Annotated in this window: 21 protein-coding genes, 1 tRNA gene and 1 pseudogene; 9 read left to right on the forward strand and 14 right to left on the reverse strand. The window is 43.2% G+C overall.

Annotated elements, in window-relative coordinates; all coding sequences use genetic code 11:
• Positions 1 to 138 (forward strand): annotated as a pseudogene (locus BUC01_RS22930) (DDE transposase); the annotation flags it as partial.
• A 276-nt stretch (positions 139 to 414) separates the two neighbouring features.
• Here BUC01_RS22930 and BUC01_RS22935 read toward each other — a convergent pair.
• Complete coding sequence (locus tag BUC01_RS22935) at positions 415 to 798, reverse strand: MerR family transcriptional regulator (protein WP_034524676.1); 384 nt, start codon at positions 796 to 798, stop codon at positions 415 to 417.
• 2 nt (positions 799 to 800) lie between these two features.
• Positions 801 to 1,769, reverse strand: coding sequence for a M23 family metallopeptidase (locus tag BUC01_RS22940; protein ID WP_025834702.1), 969 nt, complete (start codon positions 1,767 to 1,769; stop codon positions 801 to 803).
• Positions 1,770 to 1,921: 152 nt separating this feature from the next.
• Between BUC01_RS22940 and alaS the strand changes: the two genes are divergently transcribed.
• Entirely contained in the window at positions 1,922 to 4,540 is a 2,619-nt protein-coding gene (alaS, locus tag BUC01_RS22945) for an alanine--tRNA ligase (protein WP_073314992.1), read from the forward strand.
• A gap of 1,275 nt (positions 4,541 to 5,815) precedes the next feature.
• Here the strand turns inward: alaS and BUC01_RS22950 are convergent.
• The gene (locus tag BUC01_RS22950; RefSeq protein ID WP_025834701.1) at positions 5,816 to 6,652 is read right to left on the reverse strand and encodes a hypothetical protein; all 837 of its coding nucleotides are present in this window, start codon (positions 6,650 to 6,652) and stop codon (positions 5,816 to 5,818) included.
• 95 nt (positions 6,653 to 6,747) lie between these two features.
• Positions 6,748 to 8,166 carry an ATP-dependent DNA helicase gene (locus BUC01_RS22955; RefSeq protein ID WP_025834699.1) on the reverse strand — a complete coding sequence of 473 codons (1,419 nt, stop codon included), beginning with the start codon at positions 8,164 to 8,166 and terminating at the stop codon, positions 6,748 to 6,750.
• A gap of 95 nt (positions 8,167 to 8,261) precedes the next feature.
• Between BUC01_RS22955 and BUC01_RS22960 the strand changes: the two genes are divergently transcribed.
• From BUC01_RS22960 to BUC01_RS22970, 3 genes are read left to right on the forward strand one after another with little or no spacing between them, the layout of a single operon-like run.
• Positions 8,262 to 8,948 carry a hypothetical protein gene (locus BUC01_RS22960; RefSeq protein WP_025834697.1) on the forward strand — a complete coding sequence of 229 codons (687 nt, stop codon included), beginning with the start codon at positions 8,262 to 8,264 and terminating at the stop codon, positions 8,946 to 8,948.
• Between the two features lie 19 nt (positions 8,949 to 8,967).
• On the forward strand, positions 8,968 to 9,747 hold the full coding sequence (locus BUC01_RS22965; protein ID WP_073314994.1) for a DUF3822 family protein: 780 nt from the start codon (positions 8,968 to 8,970) through the stop codon (positions 9,745 to 9,747).
• Positions 9,738 to 10,274 (forward strand): RsmD family RNA methyltransferase, encoded by a 537-nt coding sequence (locus BUC01_RS22970; RefSeq protein WP_025834696.1) that lies wholly within the window; start codon positions 9,738 to 9,740, stop codon positions 10,272 to 10,274. Before BUC01_RS22965 ends, BUC01_RS22970 begins: the two co-directional genes overlap by 10 nt.
• On the opposite strand, the gene cls is transcribed toward BUC01_RS22970, so the two are convergent.
• The gene (cls, locus tag BUC01_RS22975; RefSeq protein ID WP_073314996.1) at positions 10,269 to 11,708 is read right to left on the reverse strand and encodes a cardiolipin synthase; all 1,440 of its coding nucleotides are present in this window, start codon (positions 11,706 to 11,708) and stop codon (positions 10,269 to 10,271) included. The genes BUC01_RS22970 and cls overlap by 6 nt on opposite strands.
• A gap of 110 nt (positions 11,709 to 11,818) precedes the next feature.
• Between cls and BUC01_RS22980 the strand changes: the two genes are divergently transcribed.
• A complete protein-coding gene (locus BUC01_RS22980) occupies positions 11,819 to 12,571 on the forward strand; it encodes a porin family protein (protein WP_025834694.1) in 753 nt (250 codons plus the stop codon).
• Positions 12,572 to 12,641: 70 nt separating this feature from the next.
• Here the strand turns inward: BUC01_RS22980 and BUC01_RS22985 are convergent, their stop codons facing one another.
• Positions 12,642 to 15,551: a TonB-dependent receptor gene (locus BUC01_RS22985; RefSeq protein WP_073314998.1), complete on the reverse strand. Its 2,910-nt coding sequence runs from the start codon at positions 15,549 to 15,551 to the stop codon at positions 12,642 to 12,644.
• A gap of 99 nt (positions 15,552 to 15,650) precedes the next feature.
• Positions 15,651 to 16,064 carry a hypothetical protein gene (locus tag BUC01_RS22990; protein ID WP_025834692.1) on the reverse strand — a complete coding sequence of 138 codons (414 nt, stop codon included), beginning with the start codon at positions 16,062 to 16,064 and terminating at the stop codon, positions 15,651 to 15,653.
• A gap of 203 nt (positions 16,065 to 16,267) precedes the next feature.
• On the opposite strand from BUC01_RS22990, the gene aroB reads away from it, so the two are divergent.
• The 3 genes from aroB (at position 16,268) to BUC01_RS23005 (ending at position 17,807) form a co-directional block, all read left to right on the forward strand.
• Positions 16,268 to 17,329, forward strand: coding sequence for a 3-dehydroquinate synthase (gene aroB / locus BUC01_RS22995; RefSeq protein WP_025834690.1), 1,062 nt, complete (start codon positions 16,268 to 16,270; stop codon positions 17,327 to 17,329).
• A gap of 73 nt (positions 17,330 to 17,402) precedes the next feature.
• Positions 17,403 to 17,618 (forward strand): ADP-ribosylglycohydrolase family protein, encoded by a 216-nt coding sequence (locus tag BUC01_RS25980; protein WP_243462698.1) that lies wholly within the window; start codon positions 17,403 to 17,405, stop codon positions 17,616 to 17,618.
• A 115-nt stretch (positions 17,619 to 17,733) separates the two neighbouring features.
• Positions 17,734 to 17,807, forward strand: a tRNA-Pro gene (locus BUC01_RS23005).
• Between the two features lie 335 nt (positions 17,808 to 18,142).
• On the opposite strand, the gene BUC01_RS23010 is transcribed toward BUC01_RS23005, so the two are convergent.
• From BUC01_RS23010 to BUC01_RS23040, 7 genes are all read right to left on the reverse strand, one after another.
• A complete protein-coding gene (locus BUC01_RS23010; protein ID WP_013612638.1) occupies positions 18,143 to 18,463 on the reverse strand; it encodes a HigA family addiction module antitoxin in 321 nt (106 codons plus the stop codon).
• Between the two features lie 8 nt (positions 18,464 to 18,471).
• Positions 18,472 to 18,792 carry a type II toxin-antitoxin system RelE/ParE family toxin gene (locus BUC01_RS23015; RefSeq protein WP_025834686.1) on the reverse strand — a complete coding sequence of 107 codons (321 nt, stop codon included), beginning with the start codon at positions 18,790 to 18,792 and terminating at the stop codon, positions 18,472 to 18,474.
• 214 nt (positions 18,793 to 19,006) lie between these two features.
• Positions 19,007 to 19,333 carry a hypothetical protein gene (locus BUC01_RS23020; protein WP_025834684.1) on the reverse strand — a complete coding sequence of 109 codons (327 nt, stop codon included), beginning with the start codon at positions 19,331 to 19,333 and terminating at the stop codon, positions 19,007 to 19,009.
• Between the two features lie 16 nt (positions 19,334 to 19,349).
• On the reverse strand, positions 19,350 to 19,835 hold the full coding sequence (locus tag BUC01_RS23025; protein WP_025834683.1) for a hypothetical protein: 486 nt from the start codon (positions 19,833 to 19,835) through the stop codon (positions 19,350 to 19,352).
• An 813-nt stretch (positions 19,836 to 20,648) separates the two neighbouring features.
• On the reverse strand, positions 20,649 to 21,641 hold the full coding sequence (locus tag BUC01_RS23030; RefSeq protein ID WP_025834682.1) for a phage/plasmid replication domain-containing protein: 993 nt from the start codon (positions 21,639 to 21,641) through the stop codon (positions 20,649 to 20,651).
• Between the two features lie 54 nt (positions 21,642 to 21,695).
• Positions 21,696 to 22,487: a helix-turn-helix transcriptional regulator gene (locus BUC01_RS23035; protein ID WP_025834681.1), complete on the reverse strand. Its 792-nt coding sequence runs from the start codon at positions 22,485 to 22,487 to the stop codon at positions 21,696 to 21,698.
• Between the two features lie 7 nt (positions 22,488 to 22,494).
• Entirely contained in the window at positions 22,495 to 23,742 is a 1,248-nt protein-coding gene (locus BUC01_RS23040) for a site-specific integrase (protein ID WP_025834679.1), read from the reverse strand.
• Positions 23,743 to 23,761 lie beyond the last annotated feature (19 nt).

The following is a 23,761-nucleotide window of genomic DNA, read 5'->3' on the forward strand; positions in this document are numbered from 1 at the left end:
AAACAACATTACTCACTGGCCAGAATAAAAGCTAGAAACAGGAAAACGGAAATGCTTTGGATTTTCTTTGGAATACATACGGCCAATGCGGTATGTATGATAGAAAAGGTCGAAAAGAGAAAAAGAACGGCTGCATAATCAGACTAAAATAATAAGAGGAAAACAGGAGAGGTTTTTAACTTCCCCTAAAAAGGCATATACATAATGTACCGTTGGGAAGAAAAAATAAGAATATGTAAATAATATTCTATAAAAAAGATAGAAAACTTGAGACTTTACAGAAAAAAATTAAGAGAAAAGCTCACGTAAAGTAAAACTGTTCTCTTAATTTATTAGAAAGAGGGACATTTACTGAATATCCCTACAGTGTTCAATCCGGTTTTTATTTTATCCGGTCCGTTTTTCAAATCCGGGTTACTCTCCTATTTCCTGAATGTCCCTTTTCAACTCATCCACCTGTTCATAGGTAAATCCATCAAGGGCTTTCTTCATACTGAGCAGTTCCTCACGAATAGCTTTCAGACGGTCCACAATCTCAAAGTTGCGGAGAGTATTTTCTTTATTATCTTTCATCCGCTGGCGCGCACCGGGCAACGTCATACCCCGTTCCTTTACCAGATGATAAATCAGCTTCACCGTTTCTATATCCTCCTTACGATATTGCCGTACGCCGCGACTACCCTTCTTCGGAGAAAGCTGTGGAAACTCTTTCTCCCAGAAACGAAGCAAGGATTCGTTGACGTCAAACATCTGGGCTACCTCACTGATGGAATAATATAACTTCAGGTCTTTATTCATAATTAATCAAGAACCTTACCGTGGTTGGCGGCAATCTGTATCATGCGGTCATAATCTTCGGCACTCAAGTCCATAAAGTAATAGTTAACGGGGTTTACTACCTGCCCTTTTACGTGAACTTCATAGTGCAAGTGAGGCCCGGTACTCTTTCCGGTGCTACCTACTCCGGCAATGACTTCGCCACGCACTACCTTCTTTCCGAGTTTCGTGCGGTATTCTTTCAAGTGCCCATATAAAGTCTGATAACCAAAGCCATGATCTATCACAACAGTATTGCCATAACCGGTTTCCCAGCCCAGCTTCACCACCGTACCGTCTCCCGTGGCATAAACATCCGTACCGATAGGTGCGGAGAAGTCCATGCCGGCATGAAATTTCGTTGTACCGTAAATGGGGTCGATACGCGTACCATAACCGGACGCAGTCTTGCGAAGGTCTTTATTGGAAATGGGCTGGATAGCAGGAATACATCGCAGCATTTCGTCGTGGCTCTTACACATATCCACCACATCGTCGAAAGAACGGGACTGGATATAAAGCTGCTTACTGAGCATATCCATCTTCTGGGTAGTATTCACTACCAGGTCGGCGTTCGCCATATCCATCAAATGCTCATAACGGTTAGTGCCTCCATACCCCACCTGACGAATGGCAGACGGTACAGGATCCGCTGCAAAGATCACGCGATAAAGGTTGTCATCACGTTGCTGTACATCCTGCAACACCCCCATAGCCTCGTCCAAACGACGTGAAAGCACATTATACTGCGCTAGAAGTTGGCTATTTTCCTTTCGTAATTCTTTCTCGGAAGGAGAACCGAAGATAATCAGCAGAACAATGAAACTGCCCGCACCCAACCCCATACCGATAAATAAACGGCGCAAGAGGCTCACCGCCCGTTGTCTGACGGTAGGGTAAATACGGTCATAAGTCTGCGTCTGTGGATTATAAATGTAGTAAACTTTGCGCATCTTTTGGAAATATTTCGCTCGTTAATACGGCAAAAGTAATAAAAACTAGCTATCTTTGCACAGTTTTTTCAAGAATATTAAGACTAAGTAGTTAGTAGTAAGTAGATAGTAGTTGGTAGTAGTTAGTAATAGATTAAGATAAATAAAAGAGTATGTTGACTGCAAATGAAATCCGGAACTCATTCAAGAGTTTCTTCGAGAGCAAAGGACACCAGATCGTGCCTTCTGCTCCGATGGTAATTAAAGATGACCCGACACTGATGTTTACCAATGCGGGGATGAACCAGTTCAAAGATATTATTTTGGGTAATCACCCGGCGAAATATAAAAGAGTCGCGGACTCACAGAAATGTCTGCGCGTAAGCGGCAAGCATAACGACCTGGAAGAGGTAGGCCACGATACATACCACCACACCATGTTTGAGATGTTGGGCAACTGGTCGTTCGGCGACTACTTCAAGAAAGAAGCTATCAACTGGGCATGGGAATATCTGGTGGAAGTACTGAAGATTGATCCCAAAAATCTTTATGCCACCGTTTTCGAAGGCAGCCCCGAAGAAGGATTGGAACGCGACAACGAAGCCGCTTCTTTCTGGGAACAATATCTTCCGAAAGACCACATCCTCAACGGAAACAAGCATGACAACTTCTGGGAAATGGGCGATACGGGTCCGTGCGGTCCGTGTTCCGAGATACATATAGACTCACGTCCGGAAGAAGAGAAAGCCAAAGTGCCCGGCAACCAATTGGTAAACAAAGACCATCCGCAGGTGATCGAAATCTGGAACCTCGTGTTCATGCAGTTCAACCGTAAGGCTGACGGCAGCCTGGAAGGACTTCCCGCCAAGGTTATCGATACAGGTATGGGCTTCGAACGCCTGGTGCGTACACTGCAAGGCAAGACATCCAACTATGACACGGATGTATTCCAACCGATACTGAAAGCTATCGCCAATATGGCAGGCACCGTTTACGGTAAAGACAATCAGCAGGACATCGCCATGCGTGTCATCGCTGACCATATCCGCACAATTGCCTTCTCCATCACAGACGGTCAGTTACCGTCAAATGCCAAGGCCGGATACGTCATCCGCCGCATTCTTCGCCGTGCCGTTCGTTATGGTTACACATTCCTCGGACAAAGACAGGCATTCATGTACAAACTGCTCCCCGTTCTGATAGAGAACATGGGCGAGGCTTATCCGGAACTGGAAGCCCAGAAAGAACTGATCGGCAAAGTCATCAAAGAAGAAGAAGACTCCTTCCTCCGCACACTGGAAACCGGTATCCGCTTGCTGGATAAGACAATGGCTGACGCCAAAGCTGCCGGAAAGACAGAAATCAGCGGTAAAGATGCCTTTACCTTATATGATACTTTCGGTTTCCCGCTCGACCTGACGGAACTGATTCTCCGTGAAAACGGTATGACTGCCGACATCAAGGAGTTCGATGCCGAAATGCAGCAACAGAAGCAGCGTGCACGCAATGCCGCCGCTATCGAAACCGGTGACTGGATTACGCTGAAAGAAGGAACGACAGAATTCGTTGGTTACGACTATACCGAATATGAAACAAGCATCCTCCGTTACCGCCAGGTGAAACAGAAAAACCAGACGTTGTATCAGATTGTACTGGACTACACTCCGTTCTATGCGGAAAGTGGTGGTCAGGTAGGTGATACCGGTGCGCTTGTCAGCGAATTTGAAACAATTGAAGTCATTGATACCAAGAAGGAAAACAATCTTCCGATACATATCACCAAGAAACTACCCACACATCCGGAAGCTCCGATGATGGCTTGCGTAGATACCGACAAACGTGCTGCCTGCGCAGCCAACCACTCGGCTACCCACTTGTTGGACTCTGCACTCCGCGAGGTATTGGGCGAGCATGTAGAGCAAAAGGGTTCTTTGGTAAGCCCCGACTCACTGCGTTTCGACTTCTCTCACTTCCAGAAAGTGACGGACGAAGAAATCCGCCGGGTAGAACACTTGGTGAACGCCAAAATCCGTGCCAACATACCTTTGAAGGAATATCGCAATATCCCTATTGAAGAAGCCAAGGAACTGGGCGCAATAGCCTTGTTCGGTGAAAAATACGGCGACCATGTACGTGTTATCCAGTTCGGTTCATCCGTTGAGTTCTGTGGAGGTACACACGTTGCCGCTACCGGAAATATCGGTATGATAAGGATTGTTTCTGAAAGTTCCGTTGCTGCCGGCGTACGCCGTATCGAAGCTTACACAGGTGCACGCGTGGAGGAATTGATGGACACCATCGAAGATACTCTGAAAGATCTGAAAGCACTCTTCAACAATGCACCCGACTTGGCCGGAACCATCCGCAAGTACATTGAAGAGAATGCCGGATTGAAGAAACAGATGGAAGACTTCATGAGGGAGAAAGAAGCTCAGATAAAGGAAAGACTGCTGAAAAATATGCAGGAAATCCACGGCATAAAAGTGATTAAGATTTGTGCTCCGATACCTGCAGAAAGCATTAAGAATATTGCATTCCAACTGCGTGGCGAGATTACAGAGAGCCTGTGCTTCGTTGCCGGAACCATCAATGAAGGAAAACCGATGCTGACAGTTATGTTGAGCGATAACCTCGTAGCCAGCGGATTGAAAGCCGGGAACTTGGTGAAGGAAGCTGCCAAACTGATTCAAGGCGGTGGCGGTGGCCAGCCTCACTTTGCAACAGCAGGTGGAAAGAACATTGACGGACTGAATGCAGCAATAGAAAAGGTGCTGGAGCTTGCCGGTATTTGATTTTGCTTTTCAGCTTCATACCTAATTTAATATAGAAGCTCCGCTTTTGACAGATTACAGAGCATGCTCTGCAGTCTGTTGGAAGCGGAACTTTTATTTATTGAAACGAATTAATTCCGCCAACGGGTTATTAAATTATTTTTCTCCTATTGGGAAAAAACTTTTCTCCTACCGGAGAAAATAAAATGCCCGGTTACACCACTTTATTTTTAAAACGTTACTTAGCCCATATTATTAAAGCAAAAATTCCTTTTCGAAGGAATAATATTCTTACAGAGCGTTATATTGTAAAAAAGAAAACGTAACGTTTGCAGCGTCCGACAGAAGAAATTGCCGGACAGTAGAAAGCGTTTTCTGCTTTATCCCAAGTATCGAAATCTAGGAAATTTCAAAGCAAGGGGATGAAGACAATGTAACGCTCATTCTGTTTGTATATGTACGAGAACAGTTCATGCTGTATCTTGAGGTCATCCGATATTTCCGGTGCATGCGTTAATAGAACTGGGCAGCATGGAGGGCCATGTGTACCAGTGAGAGCTGATGCTTGTAGCAGTGATGAGTGACGCCTATACCAGTGAGAGCCGACGCTTATACCAGTGATGGCTGATGCAGATAGGTGCGTAAGGCGTTGCAGGTATAAGCGTGTCGTTTCGGACTATGAAGCGCAGGGGCAAAAAACGGATTATTTTCTTCTTCTCATCTTTTTGTAAAAGAATAGAAAAACGCTTCCTTCGCCTGTCTACAAGAAGTCAGGAGTTTGTCAACAGGAAGTTAACTCCTTGTCGACAAACTCCGAACTTCTTGTAGACAAAGAATTGACATCTTGTAATCTTTTGATAATCAGCAGTGGAAATAGTCACTGAAATCAGTGAGTTTGTACTCAAATATCACCAGTACAAAAACACCTCTTCAGACTCCGTAGTATCGGATTCGTTAGAGGAAGATTTATAAAATAAGCACCGGAACACTTGACATCGCCTTTGGGATGTAGTATATTTGTATCGTCAGATTATAGATACTTCCATTTCAAATCAGAATAAACGGAGAGGCATTGCTTCTCCGTTTTTATTTGCTTCAAACAGATGATGCGTTTACGAAAAACAGACCGTTTGTTTGAGCAAAACGCACCATCTGTTCGAGGTAAACGCATCATCTGTTTGAAGTAAACACACCATCCGTTTGCAGAAAATAGAAATGGGAAAGCCGAAGCCCTCCCATTCCGTTAAACATCCATAAATTCTCTCTTGACAAAAAAGGCCGGATTAGTATACCTTCTTAGTTCTTCTCTATATAATTATATTGCGACAGGCGTTCTATATGATAGACCTTACATCCCTCCGGAACAGCTACCGGACAAATCTCAGTAACATCCTCCCAAAGATCCCATTGTGCAGTTTCTAAAGAAGTTCTGGTGGTTTCAGGAAAAGCGCCGGAACGATAAAGATGTTTCTCTTCATTATAAGTAAACAACAAACCTGCCCGTTCAGTCTCACCCTCAAGAACCGGTACTCTCTCATACTGTCCTATCATAGGAGCAATCGTAGAGTCATCCGGACGGACACGCAATACTCCACCTTCCCACATTTCATATTCATTATCCGGTAATAACTCATAACTTCCTCCCAGTTTTACGGTAAAAGTACTCACAAAAGCATTCGTGATTTCAGCTTTTTGTTCTTCCGTAACTTCTCCGGTAACTGCTATACCTTCTTTCACTTTATACAAAACCAACTTCACACGCTCATCTACCGTCACCTGCAACGATGCTGAGTTGCCACTACCGTCCCTTACTATTATTACAACCTGCCCCTCTGTTTTAGGAGTTACCTGCATACGTTGATAACCATTCTCACTCTTTACAAAAACAGCAGTCGCTATGGCATTGTCTCCATTTATTATAGAATAGTTATTGTCACCACCATCCACACCGACAACCATACCATCAGGTTTAGTCAGATACAGTTTAACGGAACCGATCAGGTTATCACATGTTCCTATCTGGTAAATAGGCGCATCACCCGTAAAGAAGACCATATCACGGTAATCATCCTCGCATGCAGTACCCACAAACAAGAGTGAAATCAACATTAGAATAGAGTAGATGTATTTCATTGTTTCAGTTTATTTAGTTCGATTTCATATAATAGAAATACATGGTTTAGTTAATTACTGCATGGAAGCTGATATTTTTTTTATTTTCAATACCTTTATAATATCTGTTCCTTCGGATAGTTCACCAAATACAAAGTACCCGTGGCGCGCGTAAAAGCCGTGTACAACCAACGGAAATAATCCGGTGTCAGATACTCATCCGTCATATACCCCTGATCGAGAAATACATTCTTCCACTGTCCACCCTGCGCTTTATGACAGGTGACGGCATAGGCATATTTCACTTGCAAAGCATTATAGTGCGGGTCTGCCTTCATCTTCTTCATCCGTTCGCGCTTCATGGAAATATCAGCATAATCTTCGAGAACGGCATAGAACAAGCGGTCATTGTCCGCTTTAGGCAGAGCAGGCGCATCCGTGTGCAGAGTGTCCAGAAGCAGATTGACTTCCAGTTCAAAGTCCCCGTAGTCGGGAAAAGCAAGCAGGACTTCGGCAAAACGAAAACCATACAGTTCGCGCGTCCGGCGCATCCGGCGGAGAACGGCAATCTCACCGTTGGCAATGAAATCCATCTCCTTGCTTTTCTCCGTCCAATAATAATTATTCTTTGCCACCATCAACAAGTCACCCGTATTCAGCTCATCCTCCCGCCAGAGGATTTGCGCGCGTATACCCTTATTATATATATTCGCCCGCTTGTTCGAACGGCAGACTACGATGGTTTCATCCATCCCGTCACGGTCATAACAAGTGCTCAGCGTGTCTATCAGTTCGTCACCCGGCACCACTTTTATATCGGCAAAGCCTGACACCTTTATCTTGGGCAGACTCTCACAAGCATCCTCTGCTATGAGCTGGCGCAAGCAGGTAGCATTCCATAAGATACCGGAATCCTGAACCTGGCGTACCACCTGTGTCAAATCCACTTCTATCACTTCCAGCCCGTAGCCTTTCAGTGCCTCGGCAAACAGCGCCGGACTTTGCTCCTCCCCCACCGGAGGAAGCTGTGCGGTATCCCCCATCAGTATCAGACGGCAACCGGTGCCGGAATAAACAAACTGTATCAGGTCGTCCAGCAAACGCCCCGTCCCGAACACAGCACCGGACAAGCCTTCGTTCGAAATCATCGAAGCCTCGTCCACTATATATAAGGTGTGTGTGGTCAAATTATCATTCACCGAAAAGTTACTCATCTCGTTGGAGAAAGATTGCTGACGGTAAATCTTTTTGTGAATGGTAAAAGCCGGATGCCCCGCGTAAGCGGAAAATACCTTTGCCGCCCGCCCCGTAGGAGCCAGCAGAACAGACTTCTGTTGCAGCTTGTCCAACGTCCGTACCAACGCTCCCACCAGTGAGGTTTTTCCCGTACCGGCATACCCCCGCAGCACAAAAACCGCGTCATTACGGGGAGATAACAAGAAGGTAGCTAATGATTTTAGTACTATTTCTTGTTCAAAAGTTGGTTCATAAGGAAAAATTTCCTTAATTTGCGTTTCTAAATAGTTATTTATCATTTTTGTAATAGAAAAAAGTTACAGGAACTATCGCCATTAGAATTATTTATTTTATTTTTGCGGTACGAATATAACAACTAAAAAACATATTTATCATGAAAACAGTATTTAATGTCGTTTTAGGCTTGTGTGCAGTGGTATTGATTTACATCTGCTATACCAGCATTATGGGTCCTATTAATTTTGAAAAGGCTAAAAAGCACAGAGAGAAGGCAGTTATTGCCCGTTTAATGGACATCCGTAAAGCACAGCAGGAGTATCGTAACCTTAACCACCAACAGTACACGGCCAGTTTCGACACCCTGATTTACTTTGTTAAAAACCAAAAATTACCTTTCATCTACAAAGAAGGTGAATTGAATGACAAGCAGCTGGAAGACGGTATGACCGAAAGAAAAGCTATCGCTATCATCAACAAGGCTAAGAAAACAGGTAAGTATGATGAAGTAAAGAAAGCCGGTCTGGAAAACTTCAAACGCGATACAATGTGGGTTGCCGTACTGGATACTGTGTTCCCCAAAGGCTTCAATCCCGACTCTATGAGATATGTACCTTACGGTAACGGCGCACAGTTCGAAATGGCTATCAAGAACGATACAGCTAAATCAGGTGCTCCTTTCTGTCTGCTTGAAGTGAAGACTCCGTACGAGACTTATTTGAACGGTCTGGATAAGCAGGAAATTGCTAACATGAAAGACGTACAGACTAAGTTGGGCAAATACTGCGGTCTGATGATCGGTAGCTTGGAAACAGCTAACAACAACGCAGGTAACTGGGAATAATCCCCCATCCTCACAATGTATGATAGAAACGATTGACTTTAGTAAATCGGAACAATATACGTTATCCATCCGCCTCAGTGCGGATGGATTTTCTTTTTCTGTATTCAACCCTCTGGGAGAAGGTGAACTCTCTTTCTTCGACCGGAAAGTGGAAGAGTCACTCTCCCTCACAGCCAATCTGAAACAGACTTTCCGTGAAGTAGAATGGTTGAACCATCCTTACCGGCGTGTGAACGTACTCATAGCAGGCAAGCGTTTCACCCTCGTACCGCTTGAGTTCTTCGAAGACGAACAAACGGAAATGCTTTTTTATCATAATCATCCGAAGCGGGAAAACGAAACTGTGCTATACAACATTTTACGGAAAAACAATACCGTTGTATTGTTCAGCATGGATAAAAGCGCCCGTTCCTTCTTGTGCGAACAGTATCCTGATGTGAGGTTTTATTCACAGGCAAGTTCATTCATCGAATATTTCTCCAGCAAAAGCCACCTGGGCAACAGCCGGAAGATGTATGTACACCTGCGGAAAGATGCCGCCGACCTGTATTGCTACGACCGCAACCACCTGTTGCTTGCCAACTCTTTCGAATGCAAACAGACACCGGACCGTATCTATTACCTATTATATATATGGAAACAACTAGGCTTTGAACAGGAACGCGACGAACTGCACCTCACCGGTGACTTGTCCGACAAGGAAGTCCTGCTCAGCGAACTACGGAAATTCATCCGGCAGGTATTCGTCATGAACCCTGCCACAAACCTCGATCTACAAGCCATAACAGTATGCGAGTAATCAGCGGAATATATAAAAGAAGAAGGTTCGACGTGCCCCACACCTTCAAGGCACGCCCCACAACGGATTTTGCCAAAGAGAATCTGTTCAATGTACTTTCCAACTACCTGGATTTTGAAGACGGTGTATCTGCCCTCGACCTCTTTGCAGGTACAGGCAGTATCAGCATAGAATTAGTGTCACGCGGCTGCGACCGGGTAATCAGCATTGAAAAAGACCGGGATCACCACGCCTTTATCTGCAAGATTATGCAGGAAGTAAAGACCGATAAATGCATCCCCATCCGCGGCGATGTATTCAAGTTCATCAAGGGAGGACGCGAACAGTTCGACTTCATTTTTGCCGATCCGCCTTATGAATTGAAAGGACTGGAAACGATTCCCGACCTCATTTTCGAGAACAACCTGCTGAAAGAAGACGGCCTGTTCGTTTTGGAACACGGGAAGAAAGACAATTTCGAAGATCATCCGAACTTTGTGGAAAGACGGGTATACGGCAGCGTGAACTTCTCGCTCTTCAAATTATAAAAGCGGCGCCATCAAGCGCACCACACTCTCGGCAGCCTTTCGCCACCAAGGGCGTTTCACCCAGTTTTTAAGGAATATCTGCACGCTGTCCCGTTGGTCTTGAAGAAAGACTTCACGCATCTGCAATGCCGTTTCCGTGTCATAGATAAAGGCGTTCACCTCAAAATTGTGCTCGAAGCTGCGGAAATCGACATTGGTAGAACCGACGGTGGAAAGTTCATCATCCGACACCATCAGCTTGGAATGCAGAAAACCGATCTTATAAAAATAGACCTTCACACCAGCCTGCAATACGTCTGCCAGGTAAGAGCAAGAGCCTAAATGCGTAAGGCGGTTATCAGCACGCAAAGGCAACATCAAGCGGACATCCACGCCCGCCAATGCCGCTGTTTGCATGGCCGCCAACACCTGTTCGGTAGGCAGAAAGTAAGGGGTCTGTATATAGAAGTATTTCTTTGCACCGGATATCGCCATACTCAACCCCTGCATAATCTCTTTCCAGGGACCGATGGGATCACTTGTCACAATCTGCACCAGGGAAGTGCCCAAAGATTCCACTTTGGGGAAGTAGCGGGAAGCGCTAATCAGCGTGCGGTCTACAAAATACCAGTCGAGCAGGAAAGCCGTCTGCAAGCCATGCACCGCCTTACCCTCAAGCAGAAGATGTGTATCGCGCCAGATGCCCCATGAGAAACCTCGCATATAACGTTCCGCCAGATTCATTCCTCCTACGAAACCTACACGACCGTCTATGACCACTATCTTACGGTGATTACGGTAGTTCACTTTACTGGTGAACAATGGGAAGCGTACTTTCAGGAAGCTGCGCACTTCGATGCCGGCCGCACGCATTTCGTCATAAAAGCGATTGGGGACATGCCAGCAGCCTACATCATCATAAATGACACGCACTTCAACGCCCATCCGGACTTTTTCTATCAAGACATCGCGCACCATGCGCCCGATGGCATCATCTTCAAAGATATAGAATTCAATATGAATATGATTCTGAGCTTTTTCCAGTTCACGCAACAAGGATTGCAACATGGAGACACCGCTGGTGTAAGTTTCCACACGGTTGCCGTCGAAGGGAAGTGCTTGATTGGTATTGCGGAATAAAGAGATCAGCCGGCTATAAGCCATAGGTAAGGTGGAGGCATCCTGTGCCAGATATTCTACCATCGGTTTATTGAGCAGGCGGTTATAAATCTTGTTCCCTATCACCCGCTCGCGCCTTTGGCTACGTCCAAAGAAGAAATAGAAGACCAACCCCACAACAGGCAGGAACATCAGCACCAATATCCACGCAAGCGTCTTCACCGGATTACGATTGTCGAGGATGATAACGACAATAGTTCCGATGATAGCACCAAAATAAATGATATCAAAAGCAACGGTGGCTACTTGGTTCAATATATAATTCCAATCAATCACAGAAGCAAATATAGAGAAAATTAAAGAATTCCTATTTTTTTATAAGGAAAAAGAGATTGACTTTAAAGTATTTACATATATTTGCCAAATATACACTAATACTATGAAATATGAAAAGACAACTGCCAATCGCCCTTCTATTGGGTTTATCCGCCACTATCTGTTACTCACAAGTAAAGATTAACGCACAAGCCGGAACCGGACTGACCGGCATCACCAAGAACGAGAATTACAATGCGAACTTTGGCTACCGCTTCGGTTTTGGGGTCGAATTCCCGATTAACCGAACATGGTCGTTACAAACAGGGCTCCATTTTTTAAGAAAAAATTACTCTGTTGATGACTCTTCTCTAATACAGAATTCGGCAGAAGGAGGAGGAACTTACTTATTCTATGAAAAAATAAAATCCAAGATAAATGCCACTTACGTTCAACTACCTATAAAGATTGCAGCATATTTACCTCTAAACACAAACTGCGGATTGCAGTTCAGCACTGGTACATACATAGCTTATGGCATCGCAGGTAAGACTAAGACTGAGATATGGCGACATTCTAAACTGGATGATGGGGAATTTATTACACAAGATTACAGTGCAGAGTACACGAGTAGCTGGCGAGATACCTTCGATAAGAACTATGGATCGAAAAAATTAGATATAGGATTGAGCATAGGAGCCGATTTCAAGTATAAATTCCTCTTCATCGGTGTCGGTGCAGAATATGGTTTTCTTCCTATAAGCAAGAAGTTTCCCAAAGATTTGTTTGGAGGTCAATTTAATGAAAACCAGCCCGTTGTATCTCCCCATAACATAGGAATAGAATTCCATGTTGGCTTTTGCTTCGATACAGGAAAACGTTAAAACAGAATCCCCTTCCATCTCTTTCTACGAGAATGGAAGGGGAAACTTTATAATCATAACTGGTTCTACTTTAGAAACGTCTTCCCCCGAAACCACCGGGACGTCCGCCAGGACCACCATGACCGGGACCAAAACCACCTCTACCTTGCATCTTCTCACGGGCAGCCTTGCTGCCAAAGATATTCAGACGATAGATAAAGTGCACCATGCAATAGCTGTTGACACCATTATATTCGGAAACAGAACGGCCATCCGCTGTCAATGAACGGCTGATATTACTTTGCTGCTTCAAGATATCATACATTTCGAAGCTCACAGTCGCCGCACCTTTCAAGAAAGTTTGCGAAAGCTGCGCATTCCAAATCAACTCATTACGGTTCATGCTTGCATCCGTGTAACCACGACGGCTCTGGTTGGCAATGTTCGTTGTGAAAGTCATGTTCCAAGGAGCCATCAACTGCGTATTGGCACCATAAGAGAAAGTGTAAGGTTCCTGATTGTTGTCCGGACGCAGTTTGTTACGCTCAGCGGTATAAGAGATAGAGCCATTCAGACCGAACTCAAACCAATCGTTACGATAAGCACCGTTCAGGCGTTCGCTCAATGTCAATCCGGTTGTCGTATTCTTATCATCCATCTTAGTCTCCTGATTATACAAATACGCTACATTGTTCTGATAGTTGATATTGGAGAATGAATTGATAGTATACTTCTTATTCTTCAGTGCCGTATTAAAACCGAACATACCGAATGCACTCCAGTTGCCATTGATATTCTTCGGAGTAGTGGTACGTCCACCGGTTTCCTCGTTATACTCGGTACTGTTGCTGATGCTGTTCTGCGTAGCCGAGAAACTGGCATGCGTCATGATACCCCGTTGGAGCTCCGCATTATACGTATTGTAGAACAAACGCATGGAGTGCGTGAAAGAAGGCTTCAAGCCCGGATTACCGACACGGATATTCAGCGGATTGGAGTTGTCTACAATCGGCAACAAGTTCTCCATGCTCGGCTGGGCAGTACGTCCGCGATAATTGAAACGCAACTGGCTTACTTTGGAAAAGCGGTAGCGGAAATCAATGTTCGGGGCAAAGTTGAATACGGAACGGGTGGTATCAATCATATAATTCCCTTTCTTATAAGAAAGTTTGGAACTCTGCGGCTGGAAAGACATACCGGCACTCAACTGGTACTTCTGACGGATGAAACGCAATGATACGGAAGCGTCATGGTTATAATATCTGTACTCGGCATACTTACCCAGACTATCTACCGCATGGTTTTCATAACCGACAGGCAGCGGTTCGCCCAGTCCCCATTCCGGATTGACTTTATACAAATCATACGTCGTCTTGTCACTCTCACTATATTTATACTGGAACTGATAGCTGAATTGCAGGAATGTGGCCTGTGCAATAGGTTCGCTATAAGTGATTTGCGCACTATAATTATAGTTATTGGTAGGAGTGGTGATAAACTGGTTACGAATCAGAGTAGAGTCCGGATTAGTAGGAATCTGATAGTAACGTGTCATCGACTCCGTATACTGGTTATTATCATTATCCCCATAGCCGAAACGTCCGCGGAACGTAATATTACGCCCTCTGTCATTCAGCTTACGGTTAATCTGCAACGTTGCGTCCGTCGAAATGCTCTTACTGTCAGAAAGCGTACCGCTGTTCGTGGCATTCACACGGATATCCTTCAACGGATCGCCGGTATTTATCAAATCGAAATCAAGATAATCGTTCGGGTTGGCAACTAAGTTGAACGGGTCGGCATTAAAGGTTCCCGACAATGAAGTGGAAGCGTTGTCCGTCTTTCCATAAGAGAAGTTCGGACGGAAGATGATGTTCGTCATTGAATCCGGTTTCCACTCCATGCGGAAGTCGGCTCTGAACGTTGAATTCTTGTTCCGGTTGGCTGAGTTGGAGTTGGAATATGAATTGCCGTTTTGCAAGAAACGTTCGGACGAATTGATGTTGATGATGTCAGCATCATTATGATTATACTGCGCACTACCTCCCAACTCTATCTTGCTGTTTTCGGTGGCAAAGCTGATACCCAATTCTTTAGGGGCATTCAGACCATTATTACGCCGCCAGCGCGGACCGCCGCCACCACCGGAAAAGCCCTGATTGTTCACGTTGTTGGCAGAACCGATAAGCGTAACCTGCGTTTTATCCACAAAATGATTTAAGTTCACACGCCCTGCATAGCGGTCTTCAGTACCCACGGCAGCATCGGCATTACCAAACCATCCGCGGTTCATGCCCTTTTTCACTGTCAGGTCGAGCACGGTTTCTTCTTCACCGTCATCAATACCCGTGATTCGCGCCAGGTCAGACTGTTTATCATACGTTTTCAGTTTGTCAATCATCTCCACCGGCAAGTTCTTCAAGCCCGTCTTTACGTCTCCGCCAAAGAACTCTTTTCCGTCCACCATAATCTTTTTCAAGTCCTTACCGTTGATTTTCACGTTACCGTCGTCATCAATCTCGGCACCGGGAAGTTTCTTCACGAGTTCTTCGAGCATGGCACCTTCGGGTGTACGGTAGGCGGTGGAGTTATACACCAACGTGTCTTCCACTACCTGCACCTGCGGCGCTTCTGCGGTGATTACCGCTTCAGCCAGCATCACTGCATCTGTTTTCAATGAAATGGTGCCCACATTCTTGTTGGGAGTTTGAGCCGATAACTGCACAGGAACCACTGTGGGCTGGAAGCCGATATAGGAAACCTTCAATACATATTTCCCGGCTTTAACTTTAGGGAGAGTGAAGTATCCCTGTTGCGTAGTTGCGACACCCGCGGCAAATGCACTGTCGGGCAACGAAAGCAACTGTACTGTGGCCTGTACGGCGGGGTCTTTCGTGTCATCTTCAACGACACGTCCCGCCACTGTAATGTTTTTAGTCTGTGAGAAAACGGAAAGCGTTGTTGTCAGCAATAACACTGTTCCGATGATTACTTTTTTCATGCGCCTGTTTTTTATGAAACAAAATGTCTGTTTTTACACTGCTTCATTTGACAAGCTTTACACTAAAAAGTTTAATGAGGATTAAACAAAATATTCTAATTATCGACGTTCGCGCTTAAATAATCCATCAACCCGCGCTTTCTTTATACCAAATTCCAGGCAAAGAATATTCAGTATAAGGAAGATCAGGAAAGAAGAGGAATCCACGCTCATGACATCGCCTTTCGCCACCCGGTAGAGCATGCCGCCGAAGATGAAGAACACAGTAAGAAACATGGCGTTGCGCACGGCCTTGTTGCGAATGACCTCCGTCTCCTTGTTTTCATTCTTCGTCAAGGCAAAGATAATCATCAGTGCTCCCAACATCATCAGCAGTTTGGAACATTCTTTATAAAACAAAAGGTTGGCATCCGTCATCTTTCCCGTTATGTACAGCATAATCGGAATGAACAACGCCAGTGCAATCACAAAATATCCTAATAAACGGCAATATACCGGTAACAATGCTTTCATCTATTTATGATTTATTGTTCATGATTTATATCTCCACCCTATCCGGGGGTAAGTTTTATTGTCTGCAAAGATACTTCTTTCGAAGAGAAATCCTATCTTTAAAAGAAGATAAGCTGTATCTCAGCATAACTTTTTCATGCAAGCATGAAAGTTCTGCACTCGATTTGCATTATCTTTGCGAAACTAAAAAAGACAAATACATCATGAGTAAACAAGAAGTAATCCTCTGCGAGGAGCTGGAAAGCAGTCTGACAAGTGCCATCGGGAAATGTCCCCATGACAAGCTATTTATCCTGACCGACGAGCATACCCACCGCCTTTGCCTGCCGCAACTCAATGGCATCCCGGCCCTAAAAGAAGCTACAGAAATCATTATCGGCGCCGAAGACGTCCACAAGAATCTGGAAACCCTGGCCTCCGTATGGCAAGCCTTGAGCGAACAGGGGGCCACCCGCCATTCACTGCTCATCAACCTGGGCGGCGGCATGGTGACCGACCTGGGTGGTTTTGCCGCCTCCACTTTCAAGAGGGGTATTGCCTACATCAATATTCCCACTACGCTGCTGGCAATGGTGGACGCTTCCGTGGGAGGCAAAACGGGCATCAACTTCAACGGACTGAAGAATGAAATCGGCGTCTTCGCCCCTGCCGCCTCGGTGCTTCTCGAAACGGAGTTCCTGCGTAGCCTCGATGCCCACAACTTCTTTTCCGGCTACGCCGAGATGTTGAAGCACGGACTCATCAGCACTCCGGAGCATCTGGCTGAATTACTGGCTTTTGATACAGAAAAGATAGATTACGCTGCATTGAAGTCAATGGTGGGCCGTTCCGTACAAGTGAAGGAGGACATTGTGGAGCAAGACCCGCTGGAACATGGCATCCGCAAGGCGTTGAACCTGGGGCACACCGTAGGTCATGCTTTCGAAAGTCTTGCCCTTGCCGAAGGCCGTCCTGTGTTGCATGGCTATGCCGTTGCCTGGGGGATTGTTTGCGAGTTATACCTTTCTTATATAAAGGTCGGTTTCTCGAAGGAGAAAATGCGGCAGACCATTCAGTTCATCAAAGAGAACTACGGAGCTTTTGCCTTCAACTGCAAACAGTACGACCGGCTTTACGAGCTGATGAAGCATGACAAGAAGAACAGTGCCGGCATCATCAACTTCACCTTGCTGAAAGAGGTGGGCGACATCAGCCTCAACCAAACAACGGACAAGGATACTATTTTCGAGATGTTCGATTTCTACAGAGAGTGCATGGGGGTATAGCCTCCATGCATATAACGCAGTTACTTTATCGCCCTATGCGGGTATATACAGCCATTTAGTTCAAGAATCCATCATTGCTTTTCTTGAAAGCACCGACTTCGAAAGTGCCATCCGCCTCACCGTGTCTTTAGGAGGCGACGCCGACACGATGGGAGCCATTACGGGAGGAATAGCAGAAGCGTATTACAAAGAAGTGCCACCGCACATCCGGCAGAAAGTGATTAAAAGGCTTTCGGACGAGTTTATCGAAATAATGCATGAGTTTTATGAAAAATACGTGCGGACTTAAGATTAAGTTCAAGCTGTTTATCAGCAAGATAAAGCCACAGGGCATATATTCCAATAAAAAACGGCATAAAATATTTGCTATTTAAAAATAAAGCACTACTTTTGCATCCGCAATTCGGGATGTAGCTCAGCCCGGTAGAGTACGCGTCTGGGGGGCGTGTGGTCGCAAGTTCGAATCTTGTCATCCCGACTACTGAGCATCAAGGAGTTAAGCTACCAGCTTAGCTCCTTTTTATTTATGTCGATTACAGTTTTATTACACTTTTCGGATAACTTAGTCCAACCCAATACAAATTGTGACACCAATTGGATTTGTATTTGGTTGACCGTTAATCTTTCCTAATCCTCAAAAGTTTTTTCACGCACAACCACACTCCCTGTTTGCGCATAACTTCTTTTACTCTTCTATTAGGAACAAACCCATAATAACAAACAGGGTAGGACAACTATTGCCCTACCCTTGTTTTAAATGCTCCGTTAGAAGCCTTATTCTTGTTTTTATAATATCATTCCAAGGACTGTTTTTCAAAACACAGCAGCTATTTTCTTTATATTGTTTAGCTTTTCACGCAAGGAGTTATTCTTTCGTGCTACCTGTATATTATAATCCGTTTGCATTCTTACAAGCAAATCAGCATTGATACCCAAAGCTGCCTCTAAAAGCAAGGCAAATTCTGTTGTTATTGGACGTTTAGCATTTAACGCCTCATTTAAGGCTGAATAAGACAAACCAAATTTCTTCGCAAATTCCTTTTGCTTTATGCCTCTACATTCCAATTCTTCCTTTACCAATTCGCCTGGATGATAGGGACGGAATGACTGTAAATTATTTGCTGCTATACCCATAGTTCTTCCTATTTATAATGATTTGTAATATCCACCAAAGAACATATTTCTATGACTACTTGATTACCCGCATTAGCTATTTCCCGAAATTCAAGCCTATATTGGTCATTGATACGTAAAGAAGAAAGTCCTTTTTTATCACCTTTCAACTTTTCATAGTTCAAAGACCTATACTGATATAAATCTTCCATTCGAGAGGCATTTAGTAAAGCCTTGACACACTTCAAATAACCATTGACTATTTGAGATTGGAAACGATGCTTCTTATCATCGGTCTTTCCTTTTTCATAAAGTTCCGCCAAATATTCCTTTTCAAACTCTACATTCATATAGCTACTCTTTGATGACACAAAGATACGAAACAATTTGCACAATTCGCAATATTAGCGAATTATTTTCGACAACAACCATTAAAGACACTCTTCTACTCCTCTATTAGAACAACCCAGTTATAACAAACAGGGTAGGACAACTATTGCCCTACCCTTGTTTTAAATGCTCCGTTAGAAGCCTTATTCACCCTTTAATCAACTTTTATAGATATTACCAGTTTAGAGGGTCGCTCATATCCTGCTCCTTAGACACTTTGTTTTCCACGACTTCTTTAATTTTCATGACCTCTTCATTGCAAGAACGCCTCCAAAGTTCTTCCTCAATAATTCTTTCTTTTCGGTGCTCTTTTGATTCACCATACAAGAATAACAAAAAAGCCGCAATGATAGGGGTTAATATTATGGCTATGAATACCCAAAAAGCCTTATCTCGCCCACTTCTATCTGCATAATGCATAACAGCATTAAGCATGAAACAGTAAACAACGATAAAAAGCAATACGCCCCATCCAATAGGAATATCTTCAATCTCATTCATAATTAATCCTCCTAAATTATTTGTTTTTAATAGGAACTACTGAAAAGACCGTATAAGTAGCAGGAACGGTAACGATTATCCCCTTAGGGCTCTCAACCTCTGTATGAGACTCAACTCCGTTGTTATTCAAATACCAACTCAACTTTTGTTTTGTTACGACAACAACCTTTCGTCCTGTTACTCTGTCTGTTCCCTCGTATGTATAGGACTCCTTACCACTACTCTTATATTTGACACTTAAATTGATGATATCCCCTTGAACCTTGATATAGATTCCATATGTCTTGTCTGAACCATCGTAGGATATTTCAAGTTTCTGAGTCCAATGTTTCATATCATTGTCCGTTATCAGACATCCTCTTTCATAAGTGCATAATTGAACACTACCAGAAGTCAAGACACCACTTTTGGAAGTATCTTTTGATGATGAATTTTGAGCATGAACATTTGGAAATACCCCCATTAATACAAATAGTAATGATACCACGAAATACTTTTTCATAATACTGTAGATTTGTTTTCCACAGTCCCAATAGGAAAGGTTTATATAAAAAGGAAAGCGTGGGACTGTTAGAATTATCTGTTTTAGAGGCTCTGGTAAACCCATGGTACAAGATAAAACGACACCCCACGCCAAGCTATATATATCATTGATATATACAAGATTAGCATGAGCGTTTGTATCGTCTATCCCCGTACCATATGAAATTTTACCAGAATTTCTAAAACGGGATAAAGCTAAACGCTTCCTTTGACTAATATGTCACCGACAGGTTTTTCAACCTGTTAGTGCGACAAATGTAATCAATTTCCAGCGTTCTACAAACGTTTTTTGGGATGTCGTGGAACAAATTTACTCAATTATTGATAGTGCACAAGATTTTATAGGAGGAAGTCCGATGAGGCTGTTGCATTTCAGGATGTCTAATCTTTTATGGATGCCTCGAAATAGCCTCATCACCATATCCAGCACTCCAACTATACCTTACTATTCCATTATATTTCATCTGTTTTTAGGTGATATACGATATTTTCACTCCACTACATTGTAAGACCTCTATAATGCTATACACTATCATCACATAAGTTCATCACTATGCGGTGAGGATTTATTAGCCCTTATTCTTCTTTGATAATGAACAACATTTACTCTATCGACTGTACACCAACAGCCTCATCACTTCTTAGCCTCCTCTTACAGTCCTCTATTGAAATCTTACTACCTAATTGAGCACAAGGTTCCGCATCTGTATTTAGAATCTCGTATTGCTTCCTACAGACGCTCTATTTTAGTGATAGCCTTTACTTCTATTATTTAGTTCTTATCATAAGCATCGGGAGACTCCGTAAACTTCCATGTCAGGTAATCCTCTATCTTTTTATTTAGCTCTATTACCAAATCAGACTGCCCCATCTGTTGTTCAAAGTGTTGGAGGGCTTTCTTCATTCTGTCTTGTATCCTTTTATGATATTGAGCATCTATATCCTGTGGATTTTCTCTATTCTTAAACAACTGTTCCTTAATGAAATTAGGGAGATTAATAACAGTATTTGCTATACAGATACACCAGTCTTCCATGTCCTTGGTGGACTTTATCTGCTCAAAGGGTATATCAAAGAGCCTGTCAGAAATTTTACCTATATCCTCATAAGCACCAAACCACTCCGCAATAAATTGCCAAAAGACTTGTTTATTATATAAATCACAAGCCTTTAGCCGACGACCAAACACCTGTCTAATCTTCGTTCTTCCGAATTGCATTTCATACCTCAACAAATTTTTCTTCTCTCCCTCCGGCAGAGGGCAGCTTTCTCGCTTATGGCGACGCTTGCCCCTCTGCCGGGATTCCTTGCCTTTATCATAGAGCCGAAGCATAGAACCTTTTATTATAGGAAAATAGGTTGTCCCACTCTCCCATCTGTTAGGATGGGAAGTACCTAACGATTTCATTTTAGAGATATAGAGCTCTGGAGGATTATCCACCTCTAAATTTTCGGCAATCTCCACCTCCATAACATCAGCTTTATCTATAGGTAGATTGAGTTCTTTCCCTAACCGCTTTATAGCCTCTTTAGTATGAGCTAAAGTTAGGGTCATAATATTATCTCCATAGAAATATTTAGAGAGACTTCCTTTTATATTGACTGTATTCTCAGTAACAGATACACGTAATCCATCCACATAGCCAAATCCACCATCAAATCTTTTAAAATCACAAACTTGATAAATTCTTTGGAAGACAGCCTCCCACTTGTATTTATCCCCTATATCTTCTTTTTTTAACTGCAATTTAACCGCATCATACATAGCCTTTGTTTTTTTTACATATATACAAAACTCCCAATAATTTGGGGTTATTATTTATTTATTTTTACGAGCCAATAGCCGTTTATCCATAATTTCTATATACTCTTGATTGGATTCCTGTTTACGCTTTGTCATCCACTGATATATTTCCTCAAGACGGAACATAACCTTTCTACCATTGTTTCCAGGGCGGAAGCATGGTATTTCATTTTCGTGTATCAACTTATAGATGGTATTCTTTTTATAGCCTGTTATTTCACAACACATGTCAACCCCAAATACTTCGGGAGGGTCTATCGGTTGTTTTTCGGGTCTACTGGTCTTCTGTTTTTCTGCTTTAGGTTCTGTTGAGGCTGTACTCAGCATTTGATTAATAATTCCTTCTAATGACCTTATTTGTGCCAATACCAAATCTTCCCATTGATTCTTTAGGAGGTCAATATCATTATTCAGACGTGCCATATCCATTGCATCACGATGATATTCATTTATAAAGCCCATCCTTTCAATCTCATCATAGAGGTAATCAACCGTCAAAGCTGTTTTACCCTCTTTACGCAAACACTCTTCCTCCACAAATAAATCATCCAAATCTTGTGGAGTCCATTGGGTATTACCCGTTCGATAGGCATTCACTCTTTCATCATATACTGAAATGAAGTAGGAACACTTCCAATCGTCTATGGCACCCTCTATTTCGATTAAAGCCTGTTGGAATGCCTCATGGCTATTTCCCATTTTACTATCCACATAGGTACGAAAATCCTCATCATGGACTTCTGCTGCTTCCCCTTTAAGCAACTTCTCTATTAAGCTGCTTAAAGGCATATTCGTTTCTATTCTCATTATTTGTTTAGAGGAGTTTTGCAGCCTCATCCACTACACTTGTTTCGAAGCTATCAAGATATACATTTGTTGTTTCAAGGTTGCTATGTCCCATTACTTGACTAATGACCTCACGAGGCACTTTGTTACTCTGCAATGTCATCGCCATTGTATGACGACTTACATAGGTGGTTAACTTCTGACGCTCAATACCTAATGCAACGCCCAATTTCTTAAGATTCTTATTGTAACGTCCATAGCGGGAGCGAATATGTTCATACAGTTGTTCACCGCTATAATCCCGTGTTATGATAGGAGTTAAATAGTCACCAATAAGAGGGGTATTCTTTCCAAACCACTCTATCAGCCCCCTTATAGTATCAGTCAAAGGTATTTTGATGGACTTTACCCCTTTTTGGTTCTTAATCTTCTGTCTTTTGTAAACGATATACTCACCTGTTTCCAATTTTTCTATGTTATGGGTGGTCAAACTTGCCATATCCACATAACTGATACCAAAGCAATAATAGGAAAACAGGAACAATCTCCGTGTATATTCCATTGTGAAGTTTTGCTGTGGGGAGTTCTTTATCAAGTTTAAGTCTTCTGACAACAGGTATCTTTTACGTGTCTCCTCTTCCAGTGTACTAATTTCAAATCCACCCTTTCCAAATGGATAAGTACTTAGCGAAGCCTCCTTCTCCTTTATTGCCTTGTTTAATACAGCACGTAGAGTTTTCATATAATACTTGCGTGTATTGCCACCACACTTATCTTTTTCCAAAGCAACATTAAACGCATTTACATATTTGATGTCGATTTCGGGAAACAGTCGTTCCTCTATCTTATCATCATATTTACCCATTACGTGGAGAGTACGTGCATACGCTTTGGCATTGCCAATATGATTGGTTGCCTTTAGATTCTCTATTTGAGTAATAAAGAAGTCATAAACCTTACCTTGCTTAGACATACCCCAAAATTGCTCCTCAAACAGGTTCAAAGTCCAGTCTATTCGTTCCTCAGCAAATTTTCTTAGGATACTGTCTTTCCGCTCCTCATAGTGGTTCAGCAAACTATTATCTCTTACATAGGTAGGATTTAACCGCTTATCCCTTTTGAAACGTCCTGTACTTTCGTCCCATTGGTTTTCTTGAGTGGTTAGACCCAAGTCGATATATTTCCTCTTACCCTCTTTTGTAGCTCTTAGACATATAGGATAACTCCCGTCTCTCTTTTGATTACTTTTGTAAGCGACAATATTAAATTTTGCCATAACTAAATTGTTTAATGTT

The sequence above is a fragment of the Bacteroides stercorirosoris genome (assembly GCF_900142015.1).
In the GTDB taxonomy this organism is placed as follows: Bacteria; Bacteroidota; Bacteroidia; order Bacteroidales; family Bacteroidaceae; genus Bacteroides; species Bacteroides stercorirosoris.